At 67.7% G+C, this 15,928-nt stretch carries 15 protein-coding genes; 9 read left to right on the plus strand and 6 right to left on the minus strand.

From position 1 onward, the window contains the following. Positions 1-35 precede the first annotated feature (35 nt). On the plus strand, positions 36-602 hold the full coding sequence (locus tag ACFXHA_RS17310; RefSeq protein ID WP_379357703.1) for a peroxiredoxin-like family protein: 567 nt from the start codon (positions 36-38) through the stop codon (positions 600-602). Between the two features lie 6 nt (positions 603-608). Here the strand turns inward: ACFXHA_RS17310 and ACFXHA_RS17315 are convergent, their stop codons facing one another. Together ACFXHA_RS17315 and ACFXHA_RS17320 are read right to left on the minus strand one after the other, a co-directional pair. After that, positions 609-2,171, minus strand: a complete 1,563-nt coding sequence (locus ACFXHA_RS17315; RefSeq protein WP_379357705.1) for a family 20 glycosylhydrolase — start codon at positions 2,169-2,171, stop codon at positions 609-611. Next, positions 2,168-3,769, minus strand: a complete 1,602-nt coding sequence (locus ACFXHA_RS17320) for a CocE/NonD family hydrolase (RefSeq protein WP_379357707.1) — start codon at positions 3,767-3,769, stop codon at positions 2,168-2,170. Before ACFXHA_RS17320 ends, ACFXHA_RS17315 begins: the two co-directional genes overlap by 4 nt. 232 nt (positions 3,770-4,001) lie before the next feature. On the opposite strand from ACFXHA_RS17320, the gene ACFXHA_RS17325 reads away from it, so the two are divergent. Beyond that, positions 4,002-4,841 (plus strand): class II fructose-bisphosphate aldolase, encoded by an 840-nt coding sequence (locus tag ACFXHA_RS17325; RefSeq protein WP_379357709.1) that lies wholly within the window; start codon positions 4,002-4,004, stop codon positions 4,839-4,841. A gap of 8 nt (positions 4,842-4,849) precedes the next feature. Here ACFXHA_RS17325 and ACFXHA_RS17330 read toward each other — a convergent pair whose 3' ends face one another. Beyond that, a complete protein-coding gene (locus ACFXHA_RS17330; RefSeq protein ID WP_379357711.1) occupies positions 4,850-5,638 on the minus strand; it encodes a DeoR/GlpR family DNA-binding transcription regulator in 789 nt (262 codons plus the stop codon). A gap of 250 nt (positions 5,639-5,888) precedes the next feature. On the opposite strand from ACFXHA_RS17330, the gene ACFXHA_RS17335 reads away from it, so the two are divergent. Beyond that, positions 5,889-6,728: a transglutaminase family protein gene (locus ACFXHA_RS17335; protein WP_379357713.1), complete on the plus strand. Its 840-nt coding sequence runs from the start codon at positions 5,889-5,891 to the stop codon at positions 6,726-6,728. Positions 6,729-6,815: 87 nt separating this feature from the next. Further along, positions 6,816-7,220: a hypothetical protein gene (locus ACFXHA_RS17340; protein ID WP_379357714.1), complete on the plus strand. Its 405-nt coding sequence runs from the start codon at positions 6,816-6,818 to the stop codon at positions 7,218-7,220. Here ACFXHA_RS17340 and ACFXHA_RS17345 read toward each other — a convergent pair. Further along, the gene (locus tag ACFXHA_RS17345; RefSeq protein ID WP_379357716.1) at positions 7,121-8,737 is read right to left on the minus strand and encodes a flavin-containing monooxygenase; all 1,617 of its coding nucleotides are present in this window, start codon (positions 8,735-8,737) and stop codon (positions 7,121-7,123) included. The two genes, ACFXHA_RS17340 and ACFXHA_RS17345, sit on opposite strands and share 100 nt — an antisense overlap. Then, positions 8,730-9,638 carry an SDR family NAD(P)-dependent oxidoreductase gene (locus tag ACFXHA_RS17350; RefSeq protein ID WP_379357718.1) on the minus strand — a complete coding sequence of 303 codons (909 nt, stop codon included), beginning with the start codon at positions 9,636-9,638 and terminating at the stop codon, positions 8,730-8,732. Before ACFXHA_RS17350 ends, ACFXHA_RS17345 begins: the two co-directional genes overlap by 8 nt. Positions 9,639-9,789: 151 nt before the next feature. On the opposite strand from ACFXHA_RS17350, the gene ACFXHA_RS17355 reads away from it, so the two are divergent. The 5 genes from ACFXHA_RS17355 to ACFXHA_RS17375 are packed head-to-tail and all read left to right on the plus strand — an operon-like array spanning position 9,790 to position 15,061. Continuing rightward, positions 9,790-10,839 carry an alpha/beta hydrolase gene (locus tag ACFXHA_RS17355; RefSeq protein ID WP_379357720.1) on the plus strand — a complete coding sequence of 350 codons (1,050 nt, stop codon included), beginning with the start codon at positions 9,790-9,792 and terminating at the stop codon, positions 10,837-10,839. 22 nt (positions 10,840-10,861) lie between these two features. Continuing rightward, entirely contained in the window at positions 10,862-11,857 is a 996-nt protein-coding gene (locus ACFXHA_RS17360) for an SDR family NAD(P)-dependent oxidoreductase (protein ID WP_379357722.1), read from the plus strand. Continuing rightward, positions 11,854-12,729, plus strand: a complete 876-nt coding sequence (locus ACFXHA_RS17365; RefSeq protein ID WP_379357724.1) for an SDR family NAD(P)-dependent oxidoreductase — start codon at positions 11,854-11,856, stop codon at positions 12,727-12,729. Before ACFXHA_RS17360 ends, ACFXHA_RS17365 begins: the two co-directional genes overlap by 4 nt. Next, positions 12,726-14,243 carry a flavin-containing monooxygenase gene (locus tag ACFXHA_RS17370; RefSeq protein WP_379357726.1) on the plus strand — a complete coding sequence of 506 codons (1,518 nt, stop codon included), beginning with the start codon at positions 12,726-12,728 and terminating at the stop codon, positions 14,241-14,243. Before ACFXHA_RS17365 ends, ACFXHA_RS17370 begins: the two co-directional genes overlap by 4 nt. A gap of 23 nt (positions 14,244-14,266) precedes the next feature. Next, entirely contained in the window at positions 14,267-15,061 is a 795-nt protein-coding gene (locus ACFXHA_RS17375; protein ID WP_379357728.1) for a FadR/GntR family transcriptional regulator, read from the plus strand. Between the two features lie 11 nt (positions 15,062-15,072). On the opposite strand, the gene ACFXHA_RS17380 is transcribed toward ACFXHA_RS17375, so the two are convergent. Then, on the minus strand, positions 15,073-15,810 hold the full coding sequence (locus tag ACFXHA_RS17380; protein ID WP_379357730.1) for a spermidine synthase: 738 nt from the start codon (positions 15,808-15,810) through the stop codon (positions 15,073-15,075). Between the last annotated feature and the right edge of the window lie 118 nt (positions 15,811-15,928).

Below are 15,928 nucleotides of genomic sequence, written 5' to 3' on the forward strand. Positions count from 1 at the left end.
CGTATCGCGTACGCCTACACCGAGAGGATGATCAGATGCCACTGCTCACCACCATCCCGAATCGGGTTCTCACCACCATCACCGGCGCCGAGATCCCCGTACCCGATCCGAATCGCCTGATACACCTGCAATTCCGCCGCTTCGCCGGATGCCCCATCTGCAACCTCCACCTGCGCACGATCACCGTCCGGCACCAGGAGATCGTCGACGCCGGCATCCGTGAGGTCGTCGTCTTCCACTCCAGCGCAACGGAATTGCGGAAGTACTCCGAGGGACTCCCCTTCGAACTGATCGCCGACCCACAGCGCGAGCTCTACCGCGAATTCGGCGTCGAATCCCGCCCCCGCGCCCTACTCGACCCCCGCAGCTGGCCCGCCATCGTCCGCGGCGTCCTGCGCGACCTACGCCGTGTCCGACGCGGCGAGATCCCCATGCCGCCGTCGACTCCCGAAGGTGGCCGTCTGGGCCTGCCCGCCGATTTCCTCATCGCCCCCAACGGCCGCGTGCTCGCCGCGAAGCATGGTGTCCACGCCGATGACCAGTGGTCGGTCGACGACCTACTCGCCCACGTCCCCGCCGACCTGAACCGAGCCCGCAAATGATGCCGATCAGCGGGGTAGTCCCGCTGTGCGCACCCGGTCGGTGAATTCGCTGTATCCGAGACCGGCTGTGCCGGACCACAATTGCTGGGACATGATCGGTAGGCGGGCGCGGATGGGGGCGACCATCTGGTCCTCGGTGAGGGCGGTGGGGTCGTCGCACCAGATGTTGAGGGCTGAGCCGAGCAGGTGGTCGCGTTGATCGGGTCGTAGGCGTGAGCCGTTGACGAAGAGGCCGGGGTCCCAGGCGAAGAGCAGTTCGGGCGGCGCGTTCAGGGGTGCCGCGTAGCCGCCGCTGGCCCAGTAGGTGGGGGTGAAGGCGGCGTTGCTGATGCGGTGGCCGGCGTCCACGAGCTGTTCGGGGCCGTTCTCGTTCCCGGCCCACGGCAGGATGCCGTTGCCGCCGGTCCAGTGGTCGACGATGATCGCCGGATCGACGACAACCCGTGCGCCGTGCGGGATTCCGTCGTTCCACATGCGGGCGACCTTGCCGTAGGAGGCGACGATTCCGGCCGCGTGATCGAAGAATGCGGCGACCGCGTCCTCCGCCGTATAGCCGGGCCCGAGGCTCTCGTGGGCGTAGTCGGTGAGCTGCGGGTAGCGGCTGAAATCCTTGACGTACTCGTCGCCGCCGAGGTGGAAGTAGCGGCCGGGGAACAGCGGCACGAATTCGCGCAGCAGATCCTCGATCAGGCTGCGCGCCTGCGGTTTCGACAGATCGATCCGGCCCGCCGCGCTGCCGGTCAGCAGGTTGTCGGTGGCGGCGTCGAGCGGGCCGGTGGTGGCCGGATTCAGTACCAGGTCGGGATGTGCGGCGAGGATGGCGTTCATGTGGCCCGGGAAACCGATCTCCGGTACCACCTCGATGCCGTAATCGGCCGCGTACGAGACGATCTCGGCGATCTCGGCCTTGCTGTAATGCTGTGGCGAGGTGATCTCCGGATGGGATGCGCTCTCCAGCCGGAAGCCACCGACATCCGAAAGGTGCAGGTGCAGCATGTTCATCCGGTAGTAGGCCAGTTCCCGGATGCGCTGTTCGATGAACCCGACACTCATGTATTCGCGCCCCACATCGAGCAGCAGTCCACGCTCGGCGTAGTCGGGCCAGTCGGTGACGGTACCGTGCGGCAGGGCCGTGCCCTGCGAAAACCATTGCAGCAGTGTCTGCGTGGCATGCACGGCACCTGCACGGGTGCGCGCGGTCGCGGTCACCGTCTCGTCGATGTCGAGGCGGTAGGACTCGTCCCGGTCCGGCCCGGAGCCGTCGACGCGGATCACCACGTCCCCGGCCCGTGCCGGACCGGACGCCACGGACGCGTTCCGGCCGGCGCGGGTGAGATCCTCGGCGAATCGCCCGGCGATCGCTTCGGCTCCCGGCGCGGCCACGATCCGGACCTCACCGGGCAGCTCGTACCCGCCGGCGGCCGGCTGCCACTGCCGCACGCCTGGCACCGAAACAGGCAGCGGCGGAGTCGATTCCGACCAGGCACGGGGCATGGGCAGCAGCATCGGTGCGAGCGAGAGGACCGCGGTCAGTACGGTGACCGCGAGCGCGCGCACCCGCCCGGTCACGACGCGTTCACCGGGATATCCACGGTCGAGGGCGACGCGAAGGTCACGACGCTGCCCAGCGGCGTCGAGCTGGTGAACGGAATCGGGTCCTGGGTGGTGACGGTCAGCGTGAGCCGGTGTCCCGGTGCGAGATCCCAGTAGGTGGGTGCGAGATCCCAGGCGACCTGCGCGGCCTCGCCCGGTGCCAGTCCGTGCCGGGTGATCGGCCAATAGCTGATCTCCTTGCCCATGCCGTCGGGACCTTCGTCGTAGAGTATGCCGATCATGGTGAGGTCGGGACTCGACGGTGTCACCGTCAGGTTCACCTGCACCGCCCCGGACACCACGCCCCCGTTCGTGAACGGGTCGGTGCGCCAGACTCCGGCGGCATTACGGTCCACCCCCGCCAGCGCGAGCGCCGGGGCGATACCCAGCTGTGCGGTCACGCCGTTGACGTACGGCACGGCCGCCACCGCGGTGGTGGCGGCGGAAATCAATGACCGACTCCAGGATTCGGCCGGGTCGCCGCCCATGACTCCGTCCGCGGGTGTGGACAGCGGGAACGATCGCAGTGCGCTCTCGGCCGCCGCCACCGACGGGAATCGCAGATACGGATTGCCCAACCCGCCGTTGGCGGGCGAGATATTCACGGCGGCTTCAGTGTCGATGCCGTTGTCCGCGCCGTTGACGTAGTGGTCGAGGAACCGCTCCCCCGCATCCCAGGCCGGATTGGGCAGGCCCACGATCTGGCCCGCGCCGCCGCCGGTGGAGTGATCGCCCGCCTGCAGGTAGAGCATCTTCGGTCCGGTGAGCGAGTCGAACGAGGTGACCACGGGCCCCGAGGGCAGCAGCGAATCCTGCCAGTCGTGCACCAGGAACACCGCGGTGCCATTGGCATTCAGCTTCGGGATGGCATCCGCCAGCAGGTGCTGTGCGGGCAGCCCCGCGAACGCGTACCCGTTGTTGTGCAGGATCGCGTCCATGCCGCGCCGCACCAGATCCGGGCTGAAGCGATTGGTCGCCACGCCCGCGGCCGCGAGCGCGATCGGTCCACCGGTCTTCGGAGTCCCGTTGGGGGCCAGCGCATCCGCCAGGTCGCCCGGCGGCGAGTCGGCGATGACGGCCTTGATGCGCGGATCGGCGGCCGCCGCGATCAGGGCCAGACCCGCGCCGTACGAGCCGCCCGCCACGGCGATGCGGTCCGGATCGACATTGAGATTCGCTATGGCCCAGTCGATTACGGCCGACGTGTCCGCCACATCGTTCGGCCCGAACATGTCGACGTCCCCGCCGGACAGGTACATGCCGCGCGCGGTGTATTCGATGGCGACGAAGTTCTCGCCCGAGGACAGCTTGTAGGCCGACCCGAGGCTCCCCATAGCGGGCACGCCCCAGCCGGAGGGCTCGATGACGAGCGGATTCTTGTGGGTGGCGATATCCGGCGGCGCGGTGATGACCGCGTTGAGCGAAACCCCCGCTCCCGGAATGAACATGGTGGTGGCCTGGCCGCCGGGAATCGGGACGGCCCCGGCGGGCGTCGCGGCGAGGGTGAGGCCGGAGGCGGCGAGGACGGTCGCGGCGGCGGTACACAGCAGCCGGGTGCGGAGCGTGGTCGACATGGTTACCGAATCACCCCGAAGAAGAGCCCGAGGTTGTGCAGGAGCGAGTTCGGCGACATCAACAGGTAGCCGACGAGGGTGCCGAGGAGGTCGGGGGCAGGCAATTGATCCATGAGCTGTCCTACGGCTCGGGCCGGGCATCGGTGACCGACTGGGATGAGAGCGATAGGCCCGAAGTCTATCTGCTCATTTATGATTCATCTACGCTAATACCGATCATTACCAATCAGAGTTGAGATCCACCATGCCCCTGATCCCCGTTCCGAAGCTGATCGACCTGGCCCGCCCGGGTGGGCTCGGCGCATTCAATGTCGTCACGCTCGAACACGCGGAGGCCATCGCGACGGCCGCGGAATCCCAAGGCCGCCCGGCGATCCTGCAGATCTCCGAGAACACCGTGAAGTACCACCGCGCGCTGCGCCCACTGGCCCTGGCCTGCCTGCGCATCGCCGCCGACAGCTCGGCCGACCTCGCGGTCCACCTCGACCATGCCACCGACCCGGAGCTGATCCGCACGGCCGTCGATACCGGCATCACCTCGGTCATGTACGACGGATCGACGCTCGACTACAGCGAAAACGTCTCCACCACAGCGGAAATCGTCCGCTGGTGCCACGAGCGCGGAGTCTTCGTCGAAGCCGAACTGGGCGAGGTGGGCGGCAAGGATGGTGCGCACGCCCCCGGAGTGCGCACCGAGCCCGGCGCGGCCGCCGCGTTCGTGGCCGCCACGGGAGTGGATGCCTTGGCGGTCGCGGTCGGCTCGTCCCACGCCATGCACACCCGTGACGCCGCACTCGACGACGCCCTGATCGCCGCACTGGCCGAAACCCTGCCCGTCCCTCTGGTTCTGCACGGCTCGTCGGGCGTCCCGGACGACGGCCTGCGCTCAGCGGTCCGGCACGGCATGACCAAGGTCAATATCGGCACCCGGCTGAATATCGCTCTCACCGAGGCGGTCCGCGCCATGCTCGCCGATTCCCCCGCCGTCTCGGATCCCCGAAAGTACCTGGGCCCCGGCCGAACCGGAATCGAACAGGAGGTGGCGCACTTCCTGCGCGTGCTCGCCGAGTGAAGCGGGCCTCACACCAGATCGACACGCACTCCGGCGGCCCGGATCTCGGCGACCGCCGCGGCATCGGACTCGACATCGGTGACCAGCCTCGACACCTGGCCGATGTCGCAGATCTTGGCCAGTGCGGCGCGCCCCACCTTGTCGGCGGTCGCCACCACGATGACCTCCTGCGCGCGCCGCACCATCTCGGAGTTCACCCCGGCCTCGCCCAGGTGACGGCACTGCGCCCCACCTTCGGCCGAGATCGCGTTGACTCCCAATATCAGTGTGTCGAAACGCAATTCGGCCAGGGATCGCTCGGCCAGCGGTCCGTACAGCTCGTAGGATTCGCGCCGCGCCGTGCCACCCAGGCAGATGGTGCGCAGATGCGGCCGCAGCACCAGTTCCGCGGCGATGTTCAGGGCATTGGTGACGATGGTCAACTGATCGTCACCCGACCCGGTCGGATCGGACCGCCCGGCGAGCGCGCGAGCCATCGCCGTCGTGGTCGTGCCGCCGTTGATGCCGACCACGCAGCCCGGTTCCACCAGTGCCGCCGCGTAATCCGCGATGCGCTGCTTCGCCCCGTCACCCTGCCGGTAGCGGACCGGTAGGTCGTAGGCGACCGCACTGGCCACGATCCCGCCGTGCGTCCGGGTCGCCAACTGCTGTTCGGCCAGCGCGGTGAAATCGCGCCGGACGGTCGCGGGCGAGACGCCGAGCTGCTCGGCGGCGTCCTCCACCGTCAGCCGCCCGCTCTCGGCCAGCAACTCCAGCAGGCGATTCCAGCGCTGAGACCTGTCGATCGAGGCGGTCATCTCACGGCCGCCGCGGTCGGTCCGGCGACCGGACACCGGCCGGTCAGTGCGAGGGAGGGGGCAACGGGCACGATCCCAACAGTAGAGCCGCCGGGCGATCCCGCCGCCACCCGGTGCCCTCCCCGCGGCGCGGGCCGAACGCCGGGCCGGTCGCGCGCCGACCGTCCTTTCCTCGCGCCGGGCCAGGGCGGCTCGGACACACCGTGTTTCGGTGATCGCCGACTAAACTGGAGGCGATGACGGAGTACCGTTGACCAGCGACGGGGCCTGGGGCAACGGCCCGCCCGTGCGACGAGACGTGTCCGCGACGATCGACCTCACGGTCCATGCCGATACGGTGCTCGAATTCCAGATCGCGGTCGCCTATCAGCCGGGCATCGAGTTGACCGAGTCGTTGGAGTTCCTGCTCGACGGCCGATGCCTGCAGGCCGAGGAGATCCTCGGGGCCCACGGCACCCGCATTCATGTGGTGCGTTCACCCGCGGGCGCGCTGCGGGCGAGCTATCGCGCGACCGCACTGGGGTCCGCGATCCCCGCACCGGCCTCCGCCTACGAACTCTCGATGTACCTGCGGCCCAGCCGATTCGCCGAATCCGACAAGCTGCTCGGTTTTGCCACCACCGAATTCGGCTGCGGGATAGGTGATCCCGGCATGCCGGCCCGGATCTCCGAGTGGGTCGGCCGCCGGATCAAGTACATCGCAGGCAGCAGCCACCCCATCGACGGGGCGGTCGAGACCATGCTGTCGGGTGCCGGGGTGTGCCGCGACTACACCCACCTGGTCGTCGCGCTGCTGCGAGCCGTCGGGATACCCGCGCGCGTCGCCGCCGTCTACGCGCCCGGCTGTACGCCGATGGATTTTCATTCCGTCGCCGAAGTCCACGTGGGTGGCGTTTGGCAGACGTTCGACCCCACCCGCCTCGCCCCGCGCTGCGCGATGCTGCGCATCGCCACCGGACGCGACGCCTCTGATATCGCCTTCCTCGCCAACTACGGTGGCGACATCACCATGCAGGGTCTCTCCGTGAACGCCATCATCGACGGCCCGCTGCCCATGGACGACTTCCTGCAGCCCATCAGCATCGGCTGACAACCGGACCGGCCGACAGGTGTAGTGTCCCAGACAACTGGTGCGCGTGGTCCACGCGCCCTCACCGGCAGCCACGAGGAGTGACATATGGGTAGCAGGAAGCGGAAGCGGCAGGCGGCTCAGGCGCTCGTCGAGGGCAAGACACCGAAGCACCCCGTGGTGATCACCGCGCGCACACCCGACAGCACCGCGGCGCGGCTGTTCGGACTGGGCCTGGCCGGCACCGGCGCGGCCCACTTCACCGCGCCGCAGACCTTCGATCGCTTGACCGGTGTGGCCTTCCCGCGCTCGACCCGCAGCTGGACCTACCGCAACGGCGCCTCCGAACTGCTGCTCGGCCTGGCCATCACCTTCCGCCGCACCCGCGTCCTCGGGGTGATCGGATTGGCCGCCTACGTGGCCTTCCTCGGCAGCCGGGTGGCCGGCGGCCGCGGCTCCACGACCTCCGAGACGCCGACCGTGGCCGAGACGCCGGTCGGCACCGGAGTCTGACCGAGCCGGGTGCTGAAGGTGTAGTGCCGGAACGGGAAATGCCGGTTGCCCCACCACTGGTTGAGTCCGGTGGTGGGCCGGATCGCCAATTCACCCTGGTAATTCACGTAATACGTGTTCGAGCCCGCGCAGGGCGCGGTGACCCACATGGATCCCTCGGTGCGCTCGGTGCAGAATTTCGCCCAGTCGTCGTAGGCCGGTCGGTTCACATCGACCTTGGTGGCGCCCCGGCGGCGCGTCTCGACGATCGCGCGCCGGGCGTGGGCGGCGGTGTTCTCGATGGTGACCAGGATCGAGCTGGGGATGATCGAGTTCGGGCCGCAGCCGACCATGAACATATTGGGCCAGTTCGGCACGCTCACACCCTGATAGGCGTGGTAGTGGTGCTCGTGCCAGAAGTCGCCGAGCTCTTCGCCGGTCTCGCCGTAGATGTGGAAGGCGGGCGCGAAGCCGCGTTCGCCGACCCGGAACCCGGTGGCGCACACCAGGACGTCGATCTCGTGCTCGACGCCGTCGGCGGTGAGCACACCGTGCTCGGTGATCCGCACGATCTTCTCGGTGATCAGCGCGACCCGGTCCTTCTGCTTGAAGGTGCTGAAGTACTCGTTGGACATGGACGGGCGCTTGCAGCCGGGTGCATAAGTGGGCGTGAGCTTTTCGGCGAGCTCGGGGTCGCGTAGCCACAGCTTGTAGAGGGCCCCGCCCGCCTTGGTGACGTACGGCATGACCTTGGGCATCCGACGCAGCGACAGCACCCCGCCGATGAGACCCATATCGATGCCGCTGGCGATCGCGCCGCGCACCGCCGCGCGTACCGGCTGCACGCCGCTGAGCACCTTGTCCAATCCCCAGTCGATGCGGAAATCGGGCTTGGGGGCCAGCCAGATCGGGGTGCGCTGGAAGACGGTCAGATGCGAGGCGACCTTCGCCAGCTCCGGAATCAGCTGCAGCGCGGTGGCTCCGGTGCCGATGATGGCGATCCGCTTGCCGTCGTAGTCGTAATCGTGATCCCACCGCGCCGTATGAACCTTGTGTCCGGCGAAGGTGTCGATGCCCGGAATATCGGGCAGCTTGGCCACTTCCAGCAGTCCGAGCGCGCCGATGACATAGCGGGCGGTGACCTCCTCGCCACCGTTGACGGTGACCCGCCACAGGTGGTCGGTCTCGTCCCAACGTGCACCGTCCACGGTGGTGCTCAATCGGATCCGGCGGCGCAGGCCGTAGGCGTCGACGACGCGCTCGATGTACTGCTGAATCTCGTGACCGGGCGGGAAGAATCGCGACGAGGAGGTGAACGGCATGCGTGACAGGCTGTAGAACACCGCCGGAATGTCCACGGCGATACCCGGATAGGTGTTGACATACCAGGTGCCGCCGATGCCGTCGTGCTTGTCCATCAGCACGAAGTCGTGAATCCCGGCCTCGCGCAGTTCGATCGCGGCGGCGATGCCGCCGAAGCCGGCGCCGACGATGAGAACCTCATGATCGGGCCGGATCACCGTGGGAGCCTCAGACATTGGACACCGCCCGGGCAGCGGCCTCGTCGAGCTTGCGGACGACGGCGGCGGGCAATACCCGATCGACCAAGCCGACCAGTGAGTCGATATCCATCATGCGCGCGGCCAGCCGCGCACCGGCGGGCGAGAGCCGCCCGCTCGTGCACGCGATGCGGGACTCGAACGGCGTCGGCGCGATGGCCGGATTACGGCCCGCGATGCGAACGATATTGCGCGCCACCGTCTCCGGGCTACGCGCGATCAGCTGGGCGGCCAGCACCGAGATGTTCTTGCCGCGCCCGACCGACTTGTTCTCGGTCTCCACGACCTGGGCGTTCGGGTAGAAGCCGGTATTGATGAAGGCGGGCAGCACGGCCGTGACCCCGACCCCGGTGCCCGCGAACTCGAGGCGCAGGCATTCGGTGAACATCTGCGCCGCGGCCTTACTCGTGCAGTAGGCGGTGGAGAGCGGGATCGGCAGCACCGCCGCCGGCGAGGTGACATTCAGGATGCGCCCGCCGTGACCGGCGTCGATCATCTGGCGGCCGAACAGGCGGCTGCCGTGCACGACGCCCCAGAAGTTGACGCCCATGATCCGGTCCCAGTCCTCGACGGTGTGGCCGAGAAACGGTCCGGCGGTGGTGTATCCGGCATTGTTGACCACGACCGACGGTGCGCCGTGGGCGTCGTGGACGCGCGCGGCGAAGGTCGTCATCGCCTCGACATCGGACACGTCCACGGCATACGGGAATGCGGTTCCACCCCGCGCGGTGATCCGGCTGACGGTGTCCTCCGCGGTGTCGCCGTTGAGATCGCTCACGATGACCCGCGCACGCTGGGCCGCGAAGCGCTCGGCGGTCGCCCGGCCGATGCCGCTGCCCGCGCCGGTCACGACAACCAGCTTGTTCTCGAATGTGGCCATGTCTACCTCGGTTCGAATTCGCACATCATCGTGCAACTGTCTCAGCCACAACATGCTGTGCAGCGGTCGGTCTTGCCATTGTCTCAGACAACTATATACTGTGTAACACAGTGCCGACAACGGCAAGGATGCCGTTGCAGAAGGAGTCGCCATGTCCAGCGAGTCGCCGACCTCCGTCCCGCCTCGATCCGCCCGCGTCACGGTGGAATTCCCCCGCCGCGCCAGCTGGGTCCAGCGCGCCGCGCATCCCGTCTCGTATGCCGTGCTGCGGCGGGGCATGAACGTGATCGTCGGCCTGGCCTGGCGGGGCATTCCGGTACGCGGGGTCCGCATCTTCCACCTCAGCAATGCCCTCGATCCACTGGCCGGATTCCTGGTGCCTATTCGCGGAACCAGCCTGCGGCCCATCACTTTTCCCCGATTCCGCGCCGAATGGGTTTGGCACCGTGACACTTCCGCGCCGGATCTGGTCGCCGACGCCGCGATTCTCTACTTCCACGGCGGCGGCCTGGTCTCCTGCGGCCTGAACACCCACCGCCGCATCGTGTCCCGCATCGCCCGCGCCGGCGGCGTGCCGGTCTTGCAGGTCGATTACCGCCAACTGCCCAAAGCGCACGTCACCGACACCATCGAGGACTGCGTCGAGGCCTACGAATACCTGCTCGCACAGGGCTTTCCGGCCGACCGCATCATCATGGCGGGCGACTCCGCCGGTGGCGGCCTCGCCTTCCGCACCGCACTGGCCGCCCGCGACCGGAGACTGCCGGTCCCCGGCGGCATCGTCGGCATCGCACCGTGGGCGAATTACGACTCGACCCTGCGATATGCCCACCCCAACGACCCGATCGACCCGATGCTCGGCGCGAAGGCCCTCGACACCCCCGCCCGGTTCGGGCTGCTGCGCGACGGCAAGCTCGACCCGTCCTGGTCGGCGGTGAATCACGAATTCACCGGTATGCCACCGGTTCTCATCCAGGTCGGCTCCACCGAGGTCTTGCTGGCCGACGCCTACCAGCTGGCCGAGCGCTGCGCGGAGGCCGGAGTGCCGTACCGGATGCAGATCTGGGACAAGGCCGTACACGTCTTCCACGCGGGCGCGGACCTGCTGCCGGACGCTCGTCAGGCCATCACGGTGATCGGGGACTTCGTGCGCGAATGCCTCGCCGACTCCGCCCCGGCCCGCCGCTCCAGCGCCGCCTGACCATCCTTCGAAGGGAGAATCCATGTCCAAGAGACCCTTTTATCCGGAGCTGGCCGTCGTCACCGGCGCAGGCAGCGGCATCGGCCGCGGCACGTCCAAGGCATTCGCCGGTATCGGTGCGAAAGTCGTTGTCGTCGATATCAATCGGGCGCACGCGGACGAGACCGTCGCGATCATCGAGGCGGCGGGCGGCGAGGCGGTCGCCTACACCGTCGACGTCTCCGACACGGCAGCGCTCGAGGATCTCGGAGCTCGGGTCAAGGTCGAACACGGCGTGCCGGACGCGGTGCTCAACAATGCGGGAATCCTCGTGGGCGGGCCGTTTCTGGAGACTCCGGACGCTGATTTCCAACGCATCATCGACATCAACATGATGGCGATGATCCACGGCTGCCGGATCTTCGGCGCACAGATGGTGGAGCGCGGACGCGGCGGGCAACTGGCCAATGTCGCCTCCCTGGCCGCGTTCGGACCGGCCCGTTTCACCAGCGGATACAGCGTCGGCAAGTACGCGATCAAGCACTTCGGCGACTGTCTTCGCGCCGAATTCGCACACCATGACATCGGTGTCACCACCATCTGCCCCGGGCTGATCGCCACCAATCTGGCCGACACCGCGGCCGTGTCGAGCATCGACGAGGCGCAGGCCGGTGTCGGCAAGGTCGCGGCCAGGCGGCTGATGACGAGGCTCGGCATGCATCCGGACAAAGCGGGGCAGATCGTGGTCGACGCGATGCGCCGGAATCTGCCGATCCGGCCGATCCGGCCGGAGGCGTATGCCTTTCAGGCCGTCGGCCGGGTCGCGCCCGGACTCTGGCGCGGCCTCGCACGGGTGGCCATGGGGCCCGAACTGGAAGCGCTGGGCCGCGGGTTTCTGGCCCGACCCGACAGCACCGCACAGGTCGCGGCTCTGGTCGGCCGCATGGGCAGCAAGGACGTCGGCAACCCCGCCGAAAGCCCGGACTTCGCCCGCCTGCTGGACTCGAGTTCGACACGTCACGCGGGGACGGAATCGTGAGAAGACTACATTCAGCCGTGGCCGTGGTGACCGGGGCGGGCAGCGGCATCGGCCGGGGCACCGCCAAAGCGCTGGCCGCCGAAGGGGCGAAAGTCGTGGTCGCCGACTTGGATACGGCCGGAGCGGAGCGGACGGTCGAGCTCATCGAGGCCGCGGGCGGCACGGCCGTCGCCTACCGGATCGACGTATCCGACACTGCGGCCCTGGAAAAACTCGCCGACGACATCGAGGCGGAGCACGGCCCGGTGGACGTGGTGGTCAACAATGCGGGCATCCTGGTCGGCGGGCCGATCCTGGATGTTCCGCTCGCCGATTTCGAGCGCATCATGGCCGTCAACACCATGGCGATGATTCACGGCTGCCGCATCTTCGGCGGGCGGATGGTCGCGCGCGGTCAGGGCGGGCATCTGGTGAACATCGCGTCCATGGGTGCGTTCGCGCCCTACCGACTCGGGACGCCGTACTGCGTGTCCAAGGCCGCGGTGAAGCACTTCAGCGATTGCGTCCGAGCCGAATTCGCGCCGCACGGCATCGGCGTCACGGCGGTGTGCCCGGGCCTGATCGCCACCAATCTGGCCGAGACCGCCGAGATGGCGACCCTGACCGACGGCCAGTCCGATGCCGTCAAGGTGGTCGTGGCCCGCGCCATGGCCTTGGTCGCCATGGATCCCGACAAGGCGGGCCGCATCATCGTGTCGGCGATCAAGAAGAACCAGGCCGTCAAACCCGTCCGCGCCGAGGCGTGGCTTTCCTATGGGTTGTCGCGACTTTCGCCGACCGCGCACCGGGCGATCATGCGGGTGGCCACCGGGCCGGAGCTGGAGCGGCTCGGGCGCGCGATTCCATTACCCGAGAAGGGCTTTCGATCATGACAGCACCAGATTTCCAGACCGCCGTCATCGGTGCGGGACCCGGCGGGCTCGCCGCCGCGGTCAAGCTGAAGCAGGCGGGGCTGCGTGATTTCGTCGTCCTCGAACGCGCCGACGATGTGGGCGGCAGCTGGCACGAGAACACCTATCCCGGTCTGGGCGTGGATATTCCGGCGATCGCCTACCAGTACTCCTTCGCACGCAAGGCCGACTGGAGTCGCATGTTCCCGTACGGCGCGGAGGTGAAGGAATACCACCGGGACATCGCGAACCGGTTCGGTCTCTACCCGCACATCAAGTTCGGCACCGAGGTGGTGCGCGAGGAATGGGATGACACCCACCACTATTGGAAACTGATCACCGATTCCGGTGCGGTCATAACCGCGCGGTTCCTGATCAGCGCGGTCGGTGCGTTCGTGCGGCCCAAGGAAGAAGCCGGAATTCCCGGCCGCACCGACTATCGGGGCAAGTACCAGCGGCCGTCGAGCTGGGACCACGACTGGGATCACGCCGGCAAGCGGGTCGCCATCATCGGCACCGGAGCCAGTGCGGTACAGATCATTCCGTCCATCGCACCCGAGGTGGCATCGCTGACCGTCTTCCAGCGCACACCCGTGTGGTCGATCCCCAAGCCCGACTTCGTCATGCCGGAGTTCGGGAAGCGCATCATGGCGGTACCCGGTCTGCAAGCCGCCGTGCACGGATTCGCGCTGGTGTTCGTCGATCTCGCGCTGCGGCTGGCCGTCGGCGCGCCGGTGGGGCCGACCAAGAAGGTGCTCACCCGGTTCGACGCGATCACCATCAAGGCGTACGAGAGGTATCTGCGACTGGTCGTCGACGACTCGGAGACCCGCCGCAAGCTCACCCCGAACTTCGGGGTGATCGCCAAGCGCCCCACCATGTCCAACGGCTACCTCCGGGCCTACAACCGCGCGAACGTCACGCTGGTCACCGATCCGATCGAGACCATCACCGCCCGGGGCATCAAGACCCGCACCGACGGTGAGCGCGAATTCGACATGATCATCCTGGCCACCGGTTACGAGGTGTTCTCCGATCCGGAGACCTACCGGCCCGGAACCATCCTGGGCAGCAACGGATTCGACCTCGGCAAGTTCTACAACGAGGAAGGGCTGCAAGCCTACGAGAGCGTGTCCGTGCACGGTCTGCCCAACCGGTGGACGCTGGTCGGCCCGTACTCGTGGACCGGGTCCGGCTGGCATGCCTTCGTCGAGATGACGGCCGACCATGCCGTCCGCGCCATCACCGAAGGTCTGCGCCGGGGCGCGCGGGTGGTCGAGATCCGCAGGGACGCCATGGACGCGTACCACCGCAAGGTCTACCGACGCAACGAGCCGGTGCGGTTCTACTTCAACGAACTGAACGGGCACGTACCGACCTATTACCGAAACTCCCAGGGCGACAGCACCTATCTCCGCCCCTCGGGGTTCTACGAGGCGCAGCGCGGCAACCGGAAATTCCCGCTGGACGACTACAGCTACCGGACGACGGCGTAGGCCCGCACAGCAAGGCGGTCACGGTGACCGGTCGCGATGTCATCGCGTGCGACAGCGCCTGGAACAATCGTGCGGTGTCGAAGCCGACGGTCGTGGACGCGATCACCGAGCAACTGGCCTATCGCATCGCGGCGGGCATCTACCAGCCCGGTGAGCTGCTGCCCTCGGTTCGCCAGCTGGCCACCGAGTTCGGGGCCAGCACGCCCAGCGCCAACAGTGCGCTGGGCCGGCTGGCCGCGCTCGGCTTCGCGGACGTGCGCCGCGGCCTCGGCTACACGGTCCGCGATATCCAGGTCTTCGCCGGCATCGACACCTGGCGCTACCTCTTCCGTTTCGCGCACCAAGTCCCCGATCAGGCCGCCCGGCTCTTCTCCGACATCATCGACATCGACCACATGCTCATCATGGAAGCCCTGCGCACCTTCGCCGCCGACCCGAGCCGGTACGACCTCACCCAGGCCATCCAGGCCACCGATCGCATGGAACTACTGATCGCCGACAAGAACTCCTCCCTCAACGACATCATGGCGGCCGAACTTCACATGCTGCGCTGCGCCCTCGCCGCCCTCGGCAAGCCCGGCGTCCTGAGCCTGTTCAACACCGTCGGCGAAATCCTCGTCTCCATCCCCGAAGCGGCCCAAGCCTTCTACGAACCCCTCGAACCGGCAGGCCACGTCCTGATCGGCCGCAAGCTCGAGGAAATCCGCGACATGTCCACCGACTTCGAAGCCCCCGACCTATCGGTGGTCGAACTGGTCATGCGCGAATACCACAACCAGGTCATCACGACATTCCGCGACCTGATCACCGCCCGATAGCCGAGGGCTTCTCATCGGGAGGGGTCGGGAGCCACGCGAACGGGTGGCATCTCCTGGTCTGTTCGCCTGTGCAAGGCGTCGAGGGGCAGGGGGATACGGCTGGCGGCGAGGACCTGGTTGCCGATGTAGCCGGCGAAGACGTCGCCGTCGAGGAGCACCCGGTAGGGGAAGCTCGCGCGGATCTCGTCCAGGTGGTGGCGGGTGCCGACCAGGTTCACCAGGTAGATGCCGTCGGGGCGGAGGACTCGGGCGGCTTGGGCGGTGAACACGGGACCGGTGATGCCCGCGGCCATGCGCAGTCCCTCGAAGGCATCGGCCACCAGCAGATCGGCGGAAGCGTCGGGGAGAGTGGCGAGTTCGGTCAGACCGTCGCCGATTCGAAGATCCACACCGGGAACCGCGCGCAGCCCGAGGCGTTCGTCGACGAACTCGGCCAGGGCAGCATCCGCCTCGATGATCAGATGCCGGGACCCGGGACGGACGGCGGACAGATAACGGGGAAAGGTGCCACCGCCACCACCGATGTGCACCACGTCCAACGGCCGGTCGAACGGTTCCACCGCATCGACGACATACCCCATGTACCGCAGGTATTCGAGCTCGAGATACGACGGATCATCCAAATCGACATACGACTGCGCAATACCGTCGACCCGCAATAACCACCCACCTGGCCGCTCCGGATCAGCCGACAACTCCGCATTCCCGAATCGCACCCGACGCACCCCGGCCACCGGCTCGCTACCCATCCGTCCATGATCCCAGGAGAAGTCCCGGGGCTGCGGGCGGTGCTGGGTTGGCAGCTTTCTGCCAATTGTCGGCCGGGACTTTCGTTGTTCCGGTCCGAGGGCGAATCTAGTTTTGCCG

It is taken from the genome of Nocardia sp. NPDC059240, from assembly GCF_042753865.1.
Classification (GTDB): Bacteria; Actinomycetota; Actinomycetes; order Mycobacteriales; family Mycobacteriaceae; genus Nocardia.

Coding starts and splice junctions, on each gene's coding strand:
- ACFXHA_RS17330 (WP_379357711.1), bottom strand. CDS start 5,638: ATGACCGCCTCGATCGACAGGTCTCAGCGCTGGAATCGCCTGCTGGAG.
- ACFXHA_RS17340 (WP_379357714.1), top strand. CDS start 6,816: ATGGGTAGCAGGAAGCGGAAGCGGCAGGCGGCTCAGGCGCTCGTCGAG.
- ACFXHA_RS17370 (WP_379357726.1), top strand. CDS start 12,726: ATGACAGCACCAGATTTCCAGACCGCCGTCATCGGTGCGGGACCCGGC.
- ACFXHA_RS17345 (WP_379357716.1), bottom strand. CDS start 8,737: ATGTCTGAGGCTCCCACGGTGATCCGGCCCGATCATGAGGTTCTCATC.
- ACFXHA_RS17310 (WP_379357703.1), top strand. CDS start 36: ATGCCACTGCTCACCACCATCCCGAATCGGGTTCTCACCACCATCACC.
- ACFXHA_RS17380 (WP_379357730.1), bottom strand. CDS start 15,810: ATGGGTAGCGAGCCGGTGGCCGGGGTGCGTCGGGTGCGATTCGGGAAT.
- ACFXHA_RS17320 (WP_379357707.1), bottom strand. CDS start 3,769: ATGTCGACCACGCTCCGCACCCGGCTGCTGTGTACCGCCGCCGCGACC.
- ACFXHA_RS17355 (WP_379357720.1), top strand. CDS start 9,790: ATGTCCAGCGAGTCGCCGACCTCCGTCCCGCCTCGATCCGCCCGCGTC.
- ACFXHA_RS17350 (WP_379357718.1), bottom strand. CDS start 9,638: ATGGCCACATTCGAGAACAAGCTGGTTGTCGTGACCGGCGCGGGCAGC.
- ACFXHA_RS17360 (WP_379357722.1), top strand. CDS start 10,862: ATGTCCAAGAGACCCTTTTATCCGGAGCTGGCCGTCGTCACCGGCGCA.